The organism is Streptomyces sp. NPDC020192 (assembly GCF_044388685.1).
In the GTDB taxonomy this organism is placed as follows: domain Bacteria; phylum Actinomycetota; class Actinomycetes; order Streptomycetales; family Streptomycetaceae; genus Streptomyces.
In genome coordinates this window covers 48,905-67,026 of record NZ_JBIRXG010000015.1, presented here as the reverse complement: position 1 = coordinate 67,026, position 18,122 = coordinate 48,905, and the positions used below count along the sequence as shown (strand labels likewise).

General features: G+C 71.5%; 16 protein-coding genes and 1 tRNA gene. 3 read left to right on the top strand and 14 right to left on the bottom strand.

Annotation, left to right across the window (positions count from 1 at the left end):
- Positions 1 to 107: 107 nt before the first annotated feature.
- Positions 108 to 2,333 carry an MMPL family transporter gene (locus ACH47Z_RS27230; protein ID WP_399078063.1) on the bottom strand — a complete coding sequence of 742 codons (2,226 nt, stop codon included), beginning with the start codon at positions 2,331 to 2,333 and terminating at the stop codon, positions 108 to 110.
- A gap of 103 nt (positions 2,334 to 2,436) precedes the next feature.
- A complete protein-coding gene (locus tag ACH47Z_RS27225) occupies positions 2,437 to 3,087 on the bottom strand; it encodes a TetR/AcrR family transcriptional regulator (protein ID WP_399078061.1) in 651 nt (216 codons plus the stop codon).
- A gap of 179 nt (positions 3,088 to 3,266) precedes the next feature.
- On the opposite strand from ACH47Z_RS27225, the gene ACH47Z_RS27220 reads away from it, so the two are divergent.
- Positions 3,267 to 6,557: a S41 family peptidase gene (locus tag ACH47Z_RS27220; protein ID WP_399078059.1), complete on the top strand. Its 3,291-nt coding sequence runs from the start codon at positions 3,267 to 3,269 to the stop codon at positions 6,555 to 6,557.
- 104 nt (positions 6,558 to 6,661) lie between these two features.
- Here ACH47Z_RS27220 and ACH47Z_RS27215 read toward each other — a convergent pair whose 3' ends face one another.
- The 4 genes from ACH47Z_RS27215 to ACH47Z_RS27200 all read right to left on the bottom strand — a co-directional run bounded on the left by ACH47Z_RS27215 (position 6,662) and on the right by ACH47Z_RS27200 (position 10,327).
- A complete protein-coding gene (locus tag ACH47Z_RS27215; RefSeq protein ID WP_399078057.1) occupies positions 6,662 to 6,883 on the bottom strand; it encodes a hypothetical protein in 222 nt (73 codons plus the stop codon).
- 95 nt (positions 6,884 to 6,978) lie between these two features.
- Positions 6,979 to 7,863 (bottom strand): SDR family oxidoreductase, encoded by an 885-nt coding sequence (locus tag ACH47Z_RS27210; RefSeq protein ID WP_399078055.1) that lies wholly within the window; start codon positions 7,861 to 7,863, stop codon positions 6,979 to 6,981.
- A complete protein-coding gene (locus ACH47Z_RS27205; protein WP_399078053.1) occupies positions 7,860 to 8,789 on the bottom strand; it encodes an alpha/beta fold hydrolase in 930 nt (309 codons plus the stop codon). The genes ACH47Z_RS27210 and ACH47Z_RS27205 overlap by 4 nt, the downstream gene beginning before the upstream one ends.
- Positions 8,786 to 10,327, bottom strand: coding sequence for a flavin-containing monooxygenase (locus tag ACH47Z_RS27200; RefSeq protein WP_399078051.1), 1,542 nt, complete (start codon positions 10,325 to 10,327; stop codon positions 8,786 to 8,788). Before ACH47Z_RS27200 ends, ACH47Z_RS27205 begins: the two co-directional genes overlap by 4 nt.
- A gap of 176 nt (positions 10,328 to 10,503) precedes the next feature.
- Between ACH47Z_RS27200 and ACH47Z_RS27195 the strand changes: the two genes are divergently transcribed.
- Positions 10,504 to 11,124 (top strand): MerR family transcriptional regulator, encoded by a 621-nt coding sequence (locus ACH47Z_RS27195; protein ID WP_399078368.1) that lies wholly within the window; start codon positions 10,504 to 10,506, stop codon positions 11,122 to 11,124.
- Here ACH47Z_RS27195 and ACH47Z_RS27190 read toward each other — a convergent pair.
- Positions 11,121 to 11,924 (bottom strand): exodeoxyribonuclease III, encoded by an 804-nt coding sequence (locus tag ACH47Z_RS27190; RefSeq protein WP_399078049.1) that lies wholly within the window; start codon positions 11,922 to 11,924, stop codon positions 11,121 to 11,123. The genes ACH47Z_RS27195 and ACH47Z_RS27190 overlap by 4 nt on opposite strands.
- 82 nt (positions 11,925 to 12,006) lie before the next feature.
- Here ACH47Z_RS27190 and ACH47Z_RS27185 point away from each other — a divergent pair, with 82 nt between their 5' ends.
- On the top strand, positions 12,007 to 12,483 hold the full coding sequence (locus tag ACH47Z_RS27185; RefSeq protein ID WP_399078047.1) for a GNAT family N-acetyltransferase: 477 nt from the start codon (positions 12,007 to 12,009) through the stop codon (positions 12,481 to 12,483).
- 48 nt (positions 12,484 to 12,531) lie between these two features.
- On the opposite strand, the gene ACH47Z_RS27180 is transcribed toward ACH47Z_RS27185, so the two are convergent.
- The 7 genes from ACH47Z_RS27180 to galU form a co-directional block, all read right to left on the bottom strand.
- Positions 12,532 to 12,605 (bottom strand) — tRNA-Ala (locus ACH47Z_RS27180).
- A gap of 92 nt (positions 12,606 to 12,697) precedes the next feature.
- Positions 12,698 to 13,885, bottom strand: a complete 1,188-nt coding sequence (gene glpR, locus ACH47Z_RS27175; protein WP_399078045.1) for a gephyrin-like molybdotransferase receptor GlpR — start codon at positions 13,883 to 13,885, stop codon at positions 12,698 to 12,700.
- Positions 13,886 to 14,057: 172 nt separating this feature from the next.
- Positions 14,058 to 14,684, bottom strand: coding sequence for a GNAT family N-acetyltransferase (locus ACH47Z_RS27170; RefSeq protein ID WP_399078043.1), 627 nt, complete (start codon positions 14,682 to 14,684; stop codon positions 14,058 to 14,060).
- A 20-nt stretch (positions 14,685 to 14,704) separates the two neighbouring features.
- The gene (locus ACH47Z_RS27165; RefSeq protein WP_399078042.1) at positions 14,705 to 15,205 is read right to left on the bottom strand and encodes a molybdenum cofactor biosynthesis protein B; all 501 of its coding nucleotides are present in this window, start codon (positions 15,203 to 15,205) and stop codon (positions 14,705 to 14,707) included.
- Positions 15,202 to 15,681 carry a cyclic pyranopterin monophosphate synthase MoaC gene (gene moaC / locus ACH47Z_RS27160; RefSeq protein WP_399078041.1) on the bottom strand — a complete coding sequence of 160 codons (480 nt, stop codon included), beginning with the start codon at positions 15,679 to 15,681 and terminating at the stop codon, positions 15,202 to 15,204. Before moaC ends, ACH47Z_RS27165 begins: the two co-directional genes overlap by 4 nt.
- 135 nt (positions 15,682 to 15,816) lie before the next feature.
- The gene (gene glp, locus ACH47Z_RS27155) at positions 15,817 to 17,139 is read right to left on the bottom strand and encodes a gephyrin-like molybdotransferase Glp (RefSeq protein ID WP_399078040.1); all 1,323 of its coding nucleotides are present in this window, start codon (positions 17,137 to 17,139) and stop codon (positions 15,817 to 15,819) included.
- Complete coding sequence (gene galU / locus ACH47Z_RS27150; protein ID WP_399078038.1) at positions 17,136 to 18,047, bottom strand: UTP--glucose-1-phosphate uridylyltransferase GalU; 912 nt, start codon at positions 18,045 to 18,047, stop codon at positions 17,136 to 17,138. The genes glp and galU overlap by 4 nt, the downstream gene beginning before the upstream one ends.
- Between the last annotated feature and the right edge of the window lie 75 nt (positions 18,048 to 18,122).

The following is an 18,122-nucleotide window of genomic DNA, read 5'->3' as shown; positions in this document are numbered from 1 at the left end:
GCTCACGGGGTTTTCACGGGCACGGAAAGAAGCCGGTGAGGGTGCCCCGTCCCCACGGATCCCTCACCGGCCGGCCTTCGTCGTCCTTCTGGACTAGAAGCGGTACGTCACGCGCGTACCAGCTCCTTCTCCTCGTCCGGGTCGGCGTCCTTGCCGTCCGCCGAGGAGTGGGTGCGCAGGCCCTCGCCCTCGACGTCGACGTTCGGCAGCGCGCGGTCGAGCCACCTGGGCAGCCACCAGGCCCGCTTGCCGAGCAGGGCGAGCACCGCCGGGACGATCGCCATGCGGACGATGAACGCGTCGAAGAAGACGGCGATCGCGAGGCCGAAGCCGATCATCTTGATCATGGACTCGCTGGAGCCGATGAAGCCGGAGAAGACGGCCATCATGATGACGGCCGCGGCGGTCACGACCCGCGCCCCGTAGCGGAAGCCGGTCACCACGGCCTGGGTCGGCTTCTCGCCGTGGACGTACGCCTCCCGCATCCGGGTCACGAGGAAGACCTCGTAGTCCATCGCGAGGCCGAAGACGACGCCCACCATGAAGATCGGCATCATCGACATGATGGGGCCGGTCTCCTCGACGTTGAACAGGCCGGACAGCCAGCCCCACTGGAAGACCGCGACCACGGCGCCCAGGGCCGCCGTCACGCTGAGCAGGAAGCCGAGGGCCGCCTTCAGCGGGACGAGGATCGAGCGGAAGACCACGATCAGGAGGAGGAAGGCCAGGCCCACGACCAGGGCCAGGTACGGCAGCAGCGCGTCGTTCAGCTTCTGCGAGAAGTCGATGTTCATCGCGGTGGAGCCGGTGACCAGGACCTTGGAGTCGGTCCGCTGCCCGATGTCCGCGCCCTTGTCGCGGATGGCGTGGACCAGGTCCTCGGTGGTCTTGGCGGAGGGCTTGGAGTCCGGTACGACCGTGATGGTCGCGGTGTCACCGGCCTTGTTGGCCACGGCCGGGGTGACCGTGACGACGTCCTTCAGGCCCTTGATCTCGTCGCCGACCTTGGTGAAGGCCGCCTTCGGGTCGTGGCTGCCCTTGGCGTCGACGACGATCATCAGCGGGCCGTTGAAGCCCGGTCCGAAGCCCTCGGAGAGCAGGTCGTAGGCGCGGCGCTGGGTGGTGGAGGTCGGCTGGGCGCCGTCGTCCGGGAGGCCGAGCTGGAGGGAGGCGGCCGGGACCGCCGCCGCGCCGAGGCCGATCACGCCGAGCAGCAGGACCGCCACCGGGCGCCGTACGACGAAGCTCGCCCAGCGGGTGCCCATGTTGGGCTTTCCGGGGTTCTTGGGCTTGCGGCCGCCGCCGAGCAGCTTGCTCTTCTCACCGGCCGGCTTGACCCTGCGGCCCGCGTAGCCGAGCAGCGCCGGGATCAACGTCAGCGCGATCAGGACGGCGATGGCGACCGTGCCCGCCGCCGCGACGCCCATCTTGGTCAGCATCGGGATGTTGACGACCGACAGACCGACCAGGGCGATGACGACGGTCAGGCCCGCGAAGACCACCGCCGAGCCCGCCGTGCCGACGGCGCGTCCGGCCGCCTCCTCGCGCTCGCGGCCCTCGGCCAGTTCGGCGCGGTAGCGGGAGACGATGAAGAGGGCGTAGTCGATGCCGACGGCCAGGCCGATCATCGACGCCAGGGTCGAGGTCGTGGAGCCCAGGTCCAGGGTGCTGGCGAGCGCGCTGATCGTGGAGACGCCGATGCCGACGCCGATGAGCGCGGTGAGCAGCGGGAATCCGGCCGCGAGCAGCGAGCCGAAGGTGATGACGAGGACGACGGCGGCGATCACGATGCCGATGATCTCGCTGGACCCGGTCTCCGGGGTCGTGGTCAGCGCGTCACCGCCGATCTCGACGGTCAGCCCGGTGTCACGTGCGTGCTGTGCGGCCTCCTTCAGGGCGTCCTTGGAGGAGTCCTTCAGCGCCATGCCGGAGACCTTGTACTTCACCGAGGCGTAGGCGATCGAGCCGTTCTTGCTGACGGCGTGCCCGGCGTAGGGGTCGGCGACGGAGACGACCTCGGAGCCGCTCTTCAGCTCCTTGACGGTCTTCTCGACGGCCGACTTGTTGTCCTTGTCGGTCATCTTCTCGCCGGCCGGCGCCTTGAAGACCACGCGCGCGGTGGCGCCGTCGGCGCTCATCCCGGGGAAGCGCTGTTCCAGCAGGTCGAAGGCCTTCTGCGCCTCGGTGCCGGGGATCGAGAAGGAGGTGCTGCCGGCGGCGGGCGCGGAGGCGGCGCCGACCCCGGCGAGGGTCAGCAGCGCCACCCATATGAGGGCGATGAAGTGCCGTCGCCGGAAGGCGAGACGGCCCAGTTTGTACAGGAATGTGGCCACGGAGGCGTACTCCCGGTCAGGTCGTGGGGTTGATCAGGGCAGGGGTGGTCAGCCCGACGACGTGAGCGGTGACGTCAGATGGTGGGCTTGCTGGGGAGAGAGGTCAGTCGGTGGGAACGCCGAGGGCGGGGAGGACCACGGCGTCGATGTACGACATGAGGAAGGCCTGCGTCGGCGGCAGTTCGTCGATCATGGTGCGGGCGGCGAACCCTCCGAGCATCATGTGCATCATGAACTCGATCGCCGGGTTGTCCGCCTGGACCTCACCCCGGTCGACGGCCCGCTGCACCACGCGGCGGAACAACGCCATCTCCGGCTCGATCAGATGGTCCCGGAACGCCCGCAGGAGGTCCGGGTTGCTGTGCACCGCCATGGCCAGACCCCGCATCAGGGCGGAGTTCTGCTCCATCTCGCAGTCGTCCGAGCGCAGGGTGAGTGCGTGCAGGTCGCCCTTGAGCGACCCGGTGTCGATCTCGCCGAGGCCGAGGCCGCCCGGCTTGTTGTGCCGCACCGCCTTCGCGACCAGCTCGGCCTTGCCGCCCCACTGGCGGTAGAGCGTCGCCTTGCTGGACTTGGTGCGCGCGGCCACGGCGTCCATGGTGAGGGCGTCGTAGCCGACTTCCCGGAGCAGATCGAGCACGGCCTCGTACAACTCGGCCTCGCGCTCAGGCGTGATCCGACTGCGACGCCCCGGTGCGAGCACCGGCTCCACTGGAGCGGCTGACGCCGCGCCCCTTGACGCGGTCTCGGTCATGCCATCACCTTCCCGCTCCGACAGCCTCCTGCTTCGTACACCATGAAGATACCCTGAGTGCATGCGAAACGAAACCGTTTCGTACGTGGGTTGGGTCACGGTTGTCGGTTTCCCATAAGCGGGCGTCGCTCACGTGTACCCAAGTTGCTGGTGCCGTTTGCCCGGAAAAGCATAGGGAGGTGAGCTATCTGCGCCTTCCCCATCTCAGCGGCGACCTGCTGTGCTTCGTCGCCGAGGACGACCTCTGGCTGGCCCCCCTCGACGCCCCGGGCCGCGCCTGGCGCCTCACGGCGGACCGCACCAAGACCGGCCACCCACGCTTCTCGCCCGACGGCCGCCACATCGCGTACACGAGCTGGCGCAGCCTCGACCCCGAGATCCACCTCGTCGGCGTGGACGGCGGTCCCACACGGCAGCTGACGTACTGGGGCAGCTCCGACACGCAGGTCTGCGGCTGGGACCCGGACGGGCACATCCTGGCCGTGGCCTCGCACGGGCAGCCCTTCTCCTACTTCACCTGGGCCTACAAGGTCCCCACCGACGGCGACCCCGGCGCCCGCCTGCCCTGGGGCCCGGTCACCGACATCCAGGTCGCCGACGTCGACGGCGGGCACAAGACCCTCCTGCTCACCGGCACCCCGCCGCACGAACCGGCCTCCTGGAAGCGCTACCGCGGCGGCGCCATGGGCCGCCTCTGGCTGCACGGACAGCAGCTCGTGCCGGACATCGGCGGTCATCTGGCCTCCCCCATGTTCGTCGCCGGGCGCGTCGCCTTCCTCTCCGACCACGAGGGCGTCGGCAACCTCTACTCCTGCGCGTACGACGGCGCCGACCTGCGCCGGCACACCGACCACGACGCCTTCTACGCCCGGCACGCCTCCAGCGACGGCACCCGGGTCGTCTACCAGTGCGCGGGCGACCTGTGGCTCGTGGACGACCTCTCCCCGGACGCCGTGCCGCACAAGCTCGACATCCGGCTCGCCGGACCGGCCACCGGGCGCCGCCGCTACCAGGTGCCGGCCGCGCAGAACGTCGACGGCATCTCCGTGGACGAGACGGGCCGGGCCAGCGCCGTCGTCGTACGCGGCAGCCTGTACTGGCTCACCCACCGCGACGGCCCGGCCCGTACGATCGCCGACACGCCCGGCGTCCGGGTACGGCTGCCGGAGATGCTGGGCACGACCGGGCAGGTCGCGTACGTCACCGACGCGGAGGGCGAGGACGCCGTCGAGATCGCCCAGCTGCCCCGCGCGACCGGCGACCGCGCACCGCGCCGGCCGGCGTCCGGCGTCCTGGGGCGGGTCCTGGAGATGGTCTCCGACCCGGAGGGCGAGCGGCTGGCGGTCGCCTCACATGACGGGCGGCTGTTGCTGATCGACACGGGCGAGGGGGAAGGCGGGGAGGTCACGGAGGCTGCCGCTCAGGGAGTCGAGGAAGGTACGGCTGCCGGCCGGGTCACCGAGCTGATCCGCTCCATCAACGGCCCCGTCCGCGACCTCGCCTTCTCCCCCGACGGCTCCTGGCTCACCTGGTCCCACCCGGGCATCGGCCGCTCCTTGCGCCAGATCAAGCTGGCCCGCATCAAGGACCGGCTGATCGTGGACGTCACCAACGGCCGCTTCGAGGACGAGAACCCCGTCTTCACCCGCGACGGCCGCTACCTCGCCTTCCTCTCCTGGCGCGGCTTCGACCCGGTGTACGACGTCCACACCGGCGACCTCTCCTTCCCGCTCGGCTGCCGCCCGTACCTCGTCCCGCTGAACTCGGCGACCCCCTCCCCCTTCGCCCTGAACCCCGAGGGCCGCCCGGCCGCCGGCGGGCTCGACCCCGTCGAGGAGGAGGAGACGGGCGAGGCGGGCACGGTCACCGTGGAGGTGGAGGGCCTGGCGAGCCGGGTCACGCCGTTCCCGGTGATCGCCTCCAAGTACTCCGCGCTGTCCCCCGTCGCGGGCGGCGGGCTGGTCTGGCTGCGCTGGCCGATCTCCGGCGCGCTCGGCGAGACCTTCGTCAACCCGGCCGACATCAGCGGTCGTCCCACTCTGGAGTACTTCAACATCACCAAGGCGAAGAAGTCCGAACTGGTCGACCATCTGGACTGGTTCGCGGTGAGCGGTGACGGCACCCGGCTGGTCGTCGTGGACGAGGGCGAGCTGCGGGCGGTGCCCTCCACGGAGATGGGCGACGGCGACACGACCGTGTGGATCGATCTGCGTCGCATCCTGCACGAGGTCGACCCGCCCGCCGAGTGGCGCCAGGCCTACGAGGAGGCGGGGCGCCTCATCCGCGGCTACTTCTGGGACCCGGGCATGTGCGGCATCGACTGGAACGCGGTGCTCGACCAGTACCGCCCGCTGGTGGAACGGGTCGCCTCCCCCGACGAGTTCGCGGATCTCCTGCGGGAGGTCCTCGGCGAACTGGGCACCTCGCACGCGTACGTCACCGCCGCGCGCCGCAACGAGGGTCCGCCGCACTACCAGCGCGCACAGGGCCTCCTCGGCGCCGACTTCGTCCGCCGCGACGGCGGCTGGGCCGTCCGGCGCATCCTGCCCGGCGACTCCTCCGACTCCCGGGCCCGCTCACCGCTGGCCGGCACGGGCATCCGCGAGGGCGCCGTGCTGACCCACGTCGACGGCCGCCCGGTGGACCCGGTGGCCGGGCCGTATCCGCTCCTCGCCGGCTCCGGGGGTACGACCGTGGAGCTGACGTTCACCCCGGCGGAGGGCGCGACGGACCGGCCCCGGCGGATCGCAGTCGTCCCGCTCGTCGACGACCGGCCGCTGCGCTACCAGCACTGGGTCGCCAAACGCCGCGAGGTGGTACGGGAGCTGAGCGGCGGCAAGTGCGGCTATCTGCACATCCCCGACATGGGCGGCTCCGGCTGGGCCCAGTTCAACCGCGACCTGCGCATGGAGGTGTCCCGGCCCGCGCTGATCGTGGACGTGCGCGGCAACGCGGGCGGGCACATCAGCGAACTCGTCATCGAGAAGCTGACCCGGACGATCCTGGGCTGGGACCTGACGAGGGACGCGCAACCGGTGTCGTACACCTCGAACGCGCCGAGAGGCCCGGTGGTGGCGCTGGCGGACGAGGCGACCTCCTCGGACGGCGACATGATCACGGCCGCCTTCAAGCTGCTGCAGCTCGGCCCGGTGATCGGCACCCGCACCTGGGGCGGCGTGGTCGGCATGACCGGCCGCCATCGCCTCGGCGACGGCACGGTCATCACGGTCCCGATGAACGCGGCCTGGTTCGACGCCTACGGCTGGTCCGTGGAGAACCACGGCGTCGCCCCCGACCTGGAGATCATGCGCACCCCCCTGGACTGGGCCGAGGGCCGCCACGCCCAGATGGACGACGCCATCCAACTGGCCCTGGAACTCCTGGAGTCCACTCCGGCCGCCATTCCCCCGGACTACAGCGACGCCCCGAACCGGACCCGCCCGAAGCTGCCGCCGAGGGCCGGCAGTTAGGGGCACGTATCGAAAACACACCGCATCCACCCCGACAACAGGCGCAGGGCGCCCTCCACAAGGAAGGGCGCCCCACGCCGATCGGTCAAAGCCGAGTGCAGCGGTTACGCGTCGTAGTCCCGGTCGAACCGGTCCTCCATCTCGCGCTCCGTGTCCTCCGCGTCGCGCAGGTTCTCGTGCGGCTGGCGACCCCGCTCGCCCTGCGGCTGCTGGCCCTGGCGGCCACGCTGCTGCTGCTTGCCGCGCTGTCCGGCCTGCTCACGAGCCTGGTCGAGCTTGCCCTTGGCCTGCTGGGACTTGCCCTGCGTCTGGTCCTTCATACCCATGTGGGTTCACTCCTGTGGTGAGTGAGAGGTGAATCGGAGGCCCCACGGTGGGGCCTCGACCAGATTCACACGGGGGACCACGGAGCGCATGTGGATCAGTTACGGTGCGTAGCCTGCGCCGCCTCGTCGGCCGCCCCGCCCGCGCCCACGAGCCCCGAGCCCATCCCCTGCAAGCGGGGCGCGAACCGCCGCATCTCGCGCTGCCCGACAGTCCCGATGAGCGCCGGCAGATATCCGCGCACGCCCTGCATCCCGCGCAGCCACCACTGCCCGTACACGTGCGCCGAGCGGCGCTCGATCCCGGCCACGATCCGGTCCACGGCGGGGCCCAGCGGGTACGTCTTGTTCGACGGCCACGGCAGCCGCTGCCGCAACTCCCGCATCACGTCGTCCTGGTCGGCGCCGCGCACCATGTCGGTGTCGGTCCACGACAGGTAGCCCACGCCGACACGCACGCCCTGGTAGCCGACCTCGGCGCGCAGACTGTGCGCGTACGCCTCCACGCCCGACTTGGAGGCGCAGTACGCCGTCATCATCGGCGCGGGGGTGATCGCGGCGAGCGAGGCGATCTGCAGCAGATAGCCCCGGCTCTCGACCAGCACCGGCAGGAACGCCCGCGCGGTCACCGCCGAACCGATCAGGTTCACCTCGATCACCCGCCGCCACGCCTGCGGATCGGAGTCGATGAACGGACCGCCCGCCGCCACACCGGCGTTGGCGACCACGATGTCCACCTTCCCGAACCGCTCCTTCACCTCCCGCGCGACCCGGCTCATCGCCTCGTGGTCGGTGACGTCGGCGTACCAGTACGCGCTGTCGCTGTGCAGCCGCCCGGAGACCTCCTTGAGCGCCTCCTCCTCCAGCCCGACCAGCGCGACCTTCGCGCCGCGCGCCGAGAGCTTGCGCGCCAGCAGCTCACCGACGCCGCGCGCCGCTCCGGTGACGACCGCGACCTGCCCTTCGAGGCTGACCCTGCTCATGCGCCCTCCTTGATCTGCGCCGTGACGTACGTGGTGACGAGCTCCCGGATCCTGGCGATCACCAGGTCGGGGGCCTCGATGGGGGACATGTGCCCGACGCCGGTCAGCTCGGTGAGACCGACGCACCGCGGCAGCGCGGCGACCAGTGCGCGGGCGTGCACAGGGGGCGTGAGCCGGTCGGAGGCGCCGTGCACCACCTCGGTGGGCGCGTGCAACTCCCGTACGCCGTGGTCGAGATCGAGCGCCGCGAGCACACCGGCCCACGCGTGGCGTACGGCGCGCGGACAGGCGTGCACGATCCGCGCGGCCGCCTCCACCATGTGCGGGGCGGAACCGGCGCCCATGGTGGCGTACTTGAGGATGCTCCTCGCGACCGGCGTGACTGGCCCGAGCGGGGCGCGCGAACCGAGAATGCGCCCGGTGAGCCACGTACGCACCCGCCCGGCGCGCATCGGCACCACCCGCGCCTGAGCGACCAGCCGCGAACTGCCCGTGCTGCACAGCAGGACGGCGGCGGCGTGTTCCCGGAAGCGGGGGCGCGTGGCCGCGGCCATGACGGTCATGCCACCCATGGAGTGGCCGACGATCAGCGCCTTCTCACCGGGCGCGAGCGTCTCCGCGAGCACCGCTTCGAGATCGTCCGCCAGCGCGTGGGTGGTGCACGCGGAGCTCGCGGGACTGCGCCCGTGCCCCCTCTGGTCGTACGCGATCACTCGGTGGTCGGCCGCCAGGTCCCGTATCTGCGCCGCCCAGAAGGCGGTCGAGCAGGTCCAGCCGTGGGAGAGGACGACGGGGGGCGCGTTCTCGGGCCCGTGCACCTCGACGTGCAGCCGTGCGCCGTCGGCGGAGACGACGGTGAGTTCCCGGGAGGGAGCGGGCGGGGCGTAGCGTCCGCCGGCGACGGGGGCGGGGGCGGGCCGGCTCATGCGGCGCCCTCGCTCTGCGGCGCGGCGGCCACCGTCTTCCGCACGGCCGCACCGGCCGGCTTGCCGTCGGTCTTCCGGAGGACCTCGTACTCCGCCAGGTCCACCCGCCGGGTCGCGCTGCGGAACTCGGTCGTCGTACCGGGCCACACGGTGGTGTTGCGGCCGCCGGCGTCGAGGTACCAGCTGGTGCAGCCGCCGGTGTTCCACACGGTCCGTTTCATGCGCTCCTGGACCTTGTGATTCCAGTCCTCGACGGCCGCAGGCCGGGCATCGAGGGCCGTACGGCCGCCGAGGACGTCCAGTTGCCGCAGATAGTCGGCCATGTAGTTCAGCTGGGACTCGATCATGAGGATCATGGAGGAGTTCCCGAGGCCGGTGTTGGGCCCGATGACCGTCATGAAGTTCGGGAACCCGGCCGCGGCGGCGCCGCGCAGCGCCCGCATGCCGTTCTTCCAGGACTCGGCGAGCGTGACGCCCTCCGCGCCGACCACCCGCTCGGCGATCGGCATGTCCGTGACGTGGAAGCCCGTACCGAAGACGATCACGTCGGCCTCGGCCTCGGTGCCGTCGGCCGCGACGAGCGTCGAGCCGCGGATCTCGCTCAGCCCGCTGGCGACGACGTCCACGTTCGGCCTGGCCAGCGCCGGGTAGTACGTGCTGGACAGCAGGATCCGCTTGCAGCCGATGCGGTAGTCGGGGGTGAGCTTGGCGCGCAGGGCCGGGTCCTTGACGGCGCGGGCCATGTTGCGTTTGGCGAGCTGCTCGACCAGGCCGAGTTCGTCGGGATGCTTGGTGAACGCCTGGACCTGCAGCTCCCGGATGCCCCACAGCAGTCCGCGCCGCACCTGGGTCGTGAAGGGGAGCAGCCGGTGCAGTCGGCGCTCGGCCCCGCTGATGGCGCGGTCCACGCGGGGCATCACCCACGGCGGGGTGCGCTGGAAGAGGGTGAGCCGGCCGACCTCGCGCTGGATCGCGGGCACGATCTGGATGGCGGAGGCACCGGTACCGACGACGGCGACGCGCTTGCCGCGCAGGTCGTGGTCGTGGTCCCAGCGCGCGGAGTGGAACACCTTGCCCGGGAAGGACGCCAGGCCCGGGATCTCGGGGATCTTCGGGTCGGACAGCGGCCCGGTCGCGGAGACGACCACGTCGGCGGTCAGCGACCCTCGCGTGGTCTCGATGGTCCACCGCAGGTTCTCGGCGTCCCAGCTCATCAGCTTGACCTCGGAGTCGAAGCGGATGTGCGGGCGCAGGCCGAAGACGTCGGTGACGTGCTCCAGGTAGGCGCGGATGTGCCGCTGCCCGGAGAAGGTGCGTGGCCAGTCGGGGTTGGGCGCGAAGGAGAAGGAGTAGAGGTGGGAGGGCACGTCACAGGCGCACCCGGGGTAGCTGTTGTCCCGCCAGGTGCCGCCGACGCTGTCGGCCCGCTCCAGGACGACGAAGTCGGTGATCCCCTCGCGGCGCAGCCGCACGGCGGCCCCCAGCCCGCCGAACCCGGACCCGATCACCGCCACTCGTACATGCTCGTGCTCGGCCACCCGAAGCCTCCACGCGTCGCCTTCGACTCTGCCAGTGAACACTGGCGCAATGGGACTGTAGAGCAGCTCCGTACCGAGCGGTAGGGGGTGAGGGAAGGAAAGTTACCGGCGGTACAACATAGGCTGCGGGCGTGGCAGAGGACACAGAACGCAAGGACGGCGGGCGCGAGTACCGCATGGAGGAGCTGGCGCGACTGGCCGGCATCACCGTGCGCACCCTGCGGTTCTACCGCGAGCGCAAGCTGATCCCGCCGCCCCGCCGCGAGGGCCGTATCGCCTGGTACGACGACCACCACCTGGCACGCCTGCGCACCATCGCGGCCCTGCTGGAGCGCGGTCACACCCTGAACGGCATCGCGGAACTCGCGGAAGCCCTCGACCAGGGCCGCAACGTCGCCGACCTGCTCGGCGTCGGCACCCCCACCGAGGAGGAGCCGGTCCGCCTCACCCCCGAGGAACTCGCCGCCCGCTTCGAGGGCGAGGTCACCCCCGAGAACCTGGCCGCCGCCATGGAACTGGGCTACCTCGGCACCGACGGCGACGAGATCGTCCACATCAGCCGCCGTCTGCTGGACGTCTCCTCCGCACTGGTCCGCGAGGGCATCCCGCTCGGCGAGGTCCTGGCGGCCGGCAAACGCGTCCGCGAACACGCCGACGCCCTGGCCGAACTCTTCGCCGACGTGATCCTGCGCCACGCCCCCGAGGAGGACCTCCACCGCCTGCGCCCACTGGCCCGCAGCGTGGTGGAGGCGGAACTGTCGCTGGCCCTGGACCGGCGGATCAGCAAGCGGAACTAGATGTCGTAGACCACGGTCACGGGGGCGTGGTCCGACCAGCGCTCGGCGTGCGTGGCCGCGCGCTCCACGAACCCCTTGACGGCCTTGCCGGCGAGGCCGGGCGTCGCGACGTGGTGGTCGATGCGCCACCCCGAGTCGTTGTCGAAGGCCCGCCCCCGGTACGACCACCAGGTGTACGGCCCCTCGGCGTCCGGATGCAGGGCGCGCACGACGTCGACGTAACCGCCCTCCTCGGCGGCGAACACCCGGCCGAGCCACTCGCGTTCCTCGGGCAGGAAGCCGGAGTTCTTGGTGTTGCCGCGCCAGTTCTTGAGGTCGGCCTGCTGGTGGGCGATGTTCCAGTCGCCGCAGACGACGACCTCGCGCCCGTCGGCGGCGGCACGCGCGCGTAGCTCCTTGAGATGGACGAGGAACTCGTCCATGAAGCGCGTCTTCTCGTCCTGCCGCTCGGTGCCGACCTCGCCGGAGGGCAGGTAGAGCGAGGCGACCGTGACGCCGGGCAGGTCGGCCTCGACGTAGCGCCCGCTGCCGTCGAACTCGGCCGAGCCGAAGCCGACCCGGACGCGGTCCGGCTCGCGCCGCGTGTACAGGGAGACGCCCGCGCGCCCCTTGGCGGCGGCCGGGGAGTGTACGACGTGCCAGCCGTCGGGCTCCCGGACCTCCTCGGGCAGCTGGTGCGGCTCGGCGCGCACCTCCTGCAGACAGAGGACGTCCGCGTCAGTCCGGGCGAGCCACTCCACGAAGCCCTTCTTGGCGGCGGCCCGCAGCCCGTTCACGTTCACCGAGGTCACAGTCAGCACCAGGGCACGATACCGGCACACTGGTCGGAGTCCGTCCGCACAGTCCGACGATCACCGTCCGCATAGAAGTACGATGCCCAGCATGAATATACGCCGTGTACGTTTCGATCATCCCGACGCCGTCAAGCTCAACGACGAGGTCCAGGCCGAGTACGCCGAGCGCTACGGCGACGACGGCGACGCCACCGTCCTCGACGCGGGGGACTTCGACCCGCCCCAGGGCGTCTATCTGATCGCGTACGACGAGTTCGACCGCCCCGTGGCCACCGGCGGCTGGCGCAGCCAGGACCGCAACGAGGAGGGCAACGAGGACGGCGACGCCGAGCTGAAGCGCATGTTCGTCATCGCGGAGATGCGCGGGCTGGGTCTCGCGCGCCGCATGCTCACGGCCCTGGAGGAGGACGCCCGCACCGCGGGCCGCGTCCGCATGGTCCTGGAGACGGGCACCAAGCAGCCGGAGGCCATCGCCCTGTACACCTCCAGCGGCTACGAGCCGTGCGTCAAGTTCGGCTACTACCGCCACCACGAGGAGAGCCGCTGCTTCGCGAAGCGACTGTGAACGTGCTGAAGCCCCAGTCGGTTTTGCCGACTGGGGCTTCATGCTGCGTGGACCTGAGGGGATTTGAACCCCTGGCCCCCTCGATGCGAACGAGGTGCGCTACCGGACTGCGCCACAGGCCCTTGCAACGAGTGAAACTCTAGCATCCCCGTCGGGGTGCTTGGAAATCCGTTCCCCGACTGGTCAGGGGCGGCTTCCCGGGGTGTGGCGGCTGTCACTCGTTCGCCGCGCGCGGGCGGTCGCCGTCCTCGTACTGATCGAACAGGGGCGTACGTCCACGCTCGCGCGCCCGGCGCGCGGAGGCCGCACGGCGCGCGTCGCTGCGGCCGCCCGTCGGCTTGTCCTCGGCCGCGGACACCTGCTCGTCCGCCTCGGCCTGCGGCGCCTGGGCCGCCTCGTGCTCCGGCGCGACCGAGCTGGAACGCGCCGAACTCCAGGCGTCCGGCGCCCCCAGATCCACGTCGGACGTGGCCCGCGGCGCGACCGGCGCCGTCACATACGTCGGCAGGGGCACCGGCACCGGCTCCCAGCTGTCCCCGCCGGGCCGCCGCTGCCGCTCACGCTGCTGGTCCACCCACTCGGCGTGGTCGGTCTGCTCGACCAGGGCGCGCCGGTCCGCGGCGAGCGCGGAGAGACCGGTGTCCGTCCCGGTCTCCGGAGCCTCCTCCGGTTCGTCCGCGTCGCCACCCGCGTCGAGCGGCGCACGCCGACGCGGCTGGCGCTCCCGCTCCCGCAGCCGCTGCGCCGCGACCTCGGCCCGTCGGCGGTCCATCGTGTAGGCGAAGCGACGGCGCTCCTGGGAGCGCAGGTACGCGATGTACGCGCTGAGCAGCACGGCCGGTACGGCGGGCACCCACAGGAAGGCGAGCCCCCCGACGGCGGCGACGATCGCGCCGAGCGTGAAGCCGAAGAAGAGCATCACGGTGGTGCGCCGACGGCGTGCGAGGGCCTTCGAGCGCTGGGCGCGCGCCGCGGCCGCCTGGGCCGAGGACGCCTGCCGCGCGGACGGCACGTGCTTCTGGGCGGGTGCGGGTGCGGACTTGTGCGCCGGTACGGCGGCGTGTTCGCGTGCCGGCTCCGTTCTCCCGGGTGCCTCGGGCCCGGCGTCCGCGTGCACCTGACGGCGGGTCGGAGGCATGACGAAGGCCCGGACGTCCACCGAGTCGGTGACGGCGTCCGGGTCGCCGGCGTCCGGCTCCCCCTCCTGGGCGGAGCGCGCCCGCAGGTCCCTGGCGTATCGGCGCTCCATACCCGCCCGTCCGGACAGCAGCCGGATGGCGGTACTGAAGCGTTCCGTCGGACGGGCCTCGTTCAGCTCGTCCTGCCTACGGAGCCACATCGGCACCAAGTAGGCGGCCCAGGCCCCGACAATGACTGCGTAGATGAGGCCGCTGCTGCTCACGTCTCACACCGTAGAGGGGTTTGCGTGAGGCCATCCGCCAATTGGGCCGGTGTGTCGCACGATCTGGCTGATATTTCCAGCTTTTTTTGCGATGGATGCGATCAGGGGACAGCCGCAGCCGCGAATTCAATGCCCTGAGACGGTCAGTACTCGATCAATTTCGAACACATATTCAATTTCCCGAGGTCTGGGCGGGATTCCCCGGCGTGTTCTGAGAGCGTGCCCGCCGCCAGCGCGCGAGCAACCCGTCGGGCACCTCTTCCGCGGTGAGCGCGAACACCAGATGGTCGCGCCAGGCGCCGTCGATGTGCAGATACCGCGGCCGGAGCCCCTCCTCGCGGAATCCGAGTTTCTCCACGACCCGGCGGCTGGGCCGGTTCTCGGGGCGAATGCAGACCTCGATGCGATGCAGCCCGACGGTGCGGAAACAGTGGTCCACCGCGAGCGCGACGGCCGTGGGCATCACCCCGCGCCCGGCCACGGCCTCGTCCACCCAGTACCCGACATGCCCGGAGCACATCGACCCCCAGGTGATGCCGGCGACCGTCAACTGCCCGACGAGCTGCCCCTGGTACTCGATGACGAACGGCAGCATCCGGCCCGCGTTGGCCTCCGACCGCAGGTGCCGGACCATCTGGCGGTAGGTCGGCCGGTGCGTGATCGGCCCGCTCGGCGTGGGCGGCGGAATGGTCGCCTCCCAGGGGCGCAGCCAGTCCCGGTTGCGCCGGTTCACCTCGCGCCACGCCCGCTGGTCGCGCAGCTTTATCGGCCGGAGGACGACATCGCCGTCCGCCAGCACGACGGGCCAGGAAGGGCTGTTCAGCTCGCACCCCCGCCACTGGATCTGGGGTGGTCGCCGCCGCGGATCTGGTCGACGGCGTGGGCCAGCAGGGGCTCCAGCACGGCGAGGCCGTCCTTCACCCCGCCCGTGGAGCCCGGCAGATTGACGATCAGGGTCCGCCCCGCCACCCCGGCCAGGCCCCGGGACAGCGCGGCGGTCGGAACCTTCTCCCGGCCGAACGCCCGGATGGCCTCCGCGATGCCCGGCACCTCGTAGTCGATCACCGCGCGGGTCGCCTCGGGCGTGCGGTCGGTCGGCGAGATCCCGGTGCCGCCGGTGGTGACGATGGCGTCGTACCCGGCCGCCACACCCGCGCGCAGGGCCTCCCGCACCGGATCCCCGTCGGGGACCACCCGGGGGCCGTCCACGTCGAACCCGAAGCCCTTCAGGCCGTCGGCGACCAGGGGGCCGCCCCTGTCCTCGTAGACACCGGCCGCGGCCCGGTTGGAGGCGGTGACCACCAGAGCGCGGTAGGTCATGCCCGGCTCCAGTCGCCCGACTTGCCGCCCGTCTTCTCCTCCACCCGTACGTCCGTGATGACCGCTCCCTTGTCGACCGCCTTCACCATGTCGATCACGGTGAGCGCGGCGACCGTCACGGCGGTGAGGGCCTCCATCTCGACGCCCGTACGGTCCGTCGTCTTCACGACGGCCTGGATCTCCACGGCGTCGTCCGCGACCGACAGGTCCAGTTTCACACCGGACACCGACAACGGGTGGCACAGCGGGATCAGGTCCGGGGTGCGCTTGGCGCCCATGATGCCCGCGATCCGCGCGGTGGCGAGGGCGTCCCCCTTGGGCACCCCCTCGCCGCGCAACAGCTCGACCACGCGGGATGAGACGAGGACACGGCCACTGGCGCGGGCGGTGCGCGCGGTCACGTCCTTCCCCGATACGTCGACCATGCGGGCCGCGCCCGCGTCGTCGATGTGCGTCAGTCGGTCGTCCGTACTCATGGTGTGCCGCTCCCGGTCCGGGCCCGTCGCAGTGCGGTGCACGGGCCTGTTGTGCGCGCCACGGTACCGCCAAGCCGGCGCACGCACCGGGCCAGGACCCCCGTGGACCCCGCCGCACGCCCACGCGCGCGTGGGTCAGCCGAGCAGCACGACCTCCACCTCGTCGCCGGGCTCGACGCAGACCACGTCCTCGGGGACGACGATCAGCGCGTCGGCCTGCGCCAGCGCCGCGATCAGGTGCGAGCCGGAACCGCCCACGGGAATCACCTCGCCGCCGGCGTACGCGCCCCGCAGGAACTGCCGGCGCCCCTTGGGCGAGCCGAGCGCCTTGTCCGCCTTCAGGACGGCCCGGGTGCGGGGCCGGTGGAGGTCCGTGAGGCCCATCAGGGCGCGGATGGCGGGGCGGACGAACAGCTCGAAGGAGACGTACGACGAGACGGGGTTGCCGGGCAGGGCCAGCAGGGGCGTGTGGTCGGGGCCGATGGAACCGAAGCCCTGGGGCTTGCCGGGCTGCATGGCGAGCTTGCGGAACTCCACGCCGCTGCCCGCCTCGTCCTCGTCACCGACGTACGACAGCGCCTCCTTGACGACGTCGTACGCCCCGACGCTCACCCCGCCCGTGGTGACCAGCAGGTCGGCGCGGATCAGCTGGTCCTCGATGGTCGAGCGGAGGGTGTCGGCGTCGTCGGCGACGGCGCCCACCCGGTAGGCGATCGCGCCGGCGTCCCGCGCGGCGGCGGTGAGGGCGAAGCTGTTGGAGTCGTAGATCTGGCCGCCGGCCAGTTCCTCGCCGGGCTGGACGAGTTCGCTGCCGGTGGACAGGACGACCACGCGCGGGCGCGGGCGCACGCGTACCGTGCCGCGGCCGATCGCGGCGAGCAGCGCGATCTGTGGCGGGCCGAGGATCGTGCCGGCCTCCAGGGCGCGGTCGCCGGCCCTCACGTCGCTGCCCTTCGCGCGTACGTGCGCGCGTGCCTCGGCGGGGCGGTGCACGCGCACCTGCCCCTCTGCGCCCTCGGGGGCGAGGCTGCGCGCCCGCATGCCGCTGACCGGTCCCTCGCCGAGCCCGCCGTCGGTCCACTCGACGGGGACGACGGCCTCGGCGCCGGGCGGCAGCGGGGCGCCGGTCATGATCCGGGCGGCCTGCCCGGGGCCGACCCGGACCAGGTCGGCCGCGCCCGCCGCGACGTCACCGACGACGTCCAGGGCGGCCGGGAACTCCTCACTGGCGCCCGCGACGTCCGCGACCCGCACCGCGTACCCGTCCATGGAGCTGTTGTCGAACGGCGGCAGGGACACCGGCACCGTGACGTCGTCGACCAGGACACAGCCCTGGGCGTCGAGCAGTTGCAGCTCGATCGGCTCGAGGGGGCGGACGGTGGAGAGGATGTCCTCCAGGTGCTCGTCCACCGACCACAGGTGGTCCGGGCCGGCGGGGCGGGTCGCGGCGCTGCTCAAGATTGCTGCATCTCCTCGGCTACGTAACTGCGAAGCCAGGTCCGGAAGTCCGGGCCCAGGTCTTCACGTTCGCACGCGAGTCTGACAATGGCACGCAGATAGTCGCCGCGGTCGCCGGTGTCATAGCGGCGGCCCTTGAAGACGACGCCGTGAACCGGGCCGCCGACCTTCTCGTCCTGGGCGAGTTGCTGGAGGGCGTCGGTGAGCTGGATCTCGCCGCCGCGGCCCGGCTCGGTCCGGCGGAGAATGCCGAAGATGTGCGGGTCGAGCACATAGCGGCCGATGACCGCGTAGTTCGACGGGGCGTCCGCCGGGTCCGGCTTCTCGACCAGCCCGGTCACCTTCACCACGTCGCCGTCGGCCGTCGCCTCCACGGCCGCGCAGCCGTAGAGGTGGATCTGCTCGGGCGCGACCTCCATCAGGGCGATCACGCTGCCGCCGTGCCGCTCCTGGGTCTCGATCATGCGCTGCAGCAGCGGGTCGCGCGGGTCGATCAGGTCGTCACCGAGGAGGACGGCGAAGGGCTCGTGACCGACGTGCGGGGCGGCGCACAGTACGGCGTGACCGAGGCCCTTGGGGTCGCCCTGGCGGACATAGTGCATGGTCGCCAGATCGCTGGACTCCCGCACCTTCGCGAGCCGTTTGGCGTCGCCCTTCTTCTCGAGCGCCGACTCCAGCTCGTAGTTGCGGTCGAAGTGGTCCTCGAGGGGCCGCTTGTTGCGCCCGGTGACCATGAGCACGTCATCGAGCCCCGCCGACACGGCCTCCTCGACCACGTACTGGATCGCCGGCTTGTCGACGACCGGCAGCATCTCCTTGGGAGTGGCTTTGGTGGCCGGCAGGAACCGGGTGCCGAGGCCCGCCGCGGGAATGACAGCCTTGCTGATCCTGGGGTGCGACTGAGTCATGCCCGCAACCTTATCCGGTGCCTTTGTACGGATTCTGTGACTCCGGCTGGTTGACCCTTTATGACCGCATTGAAC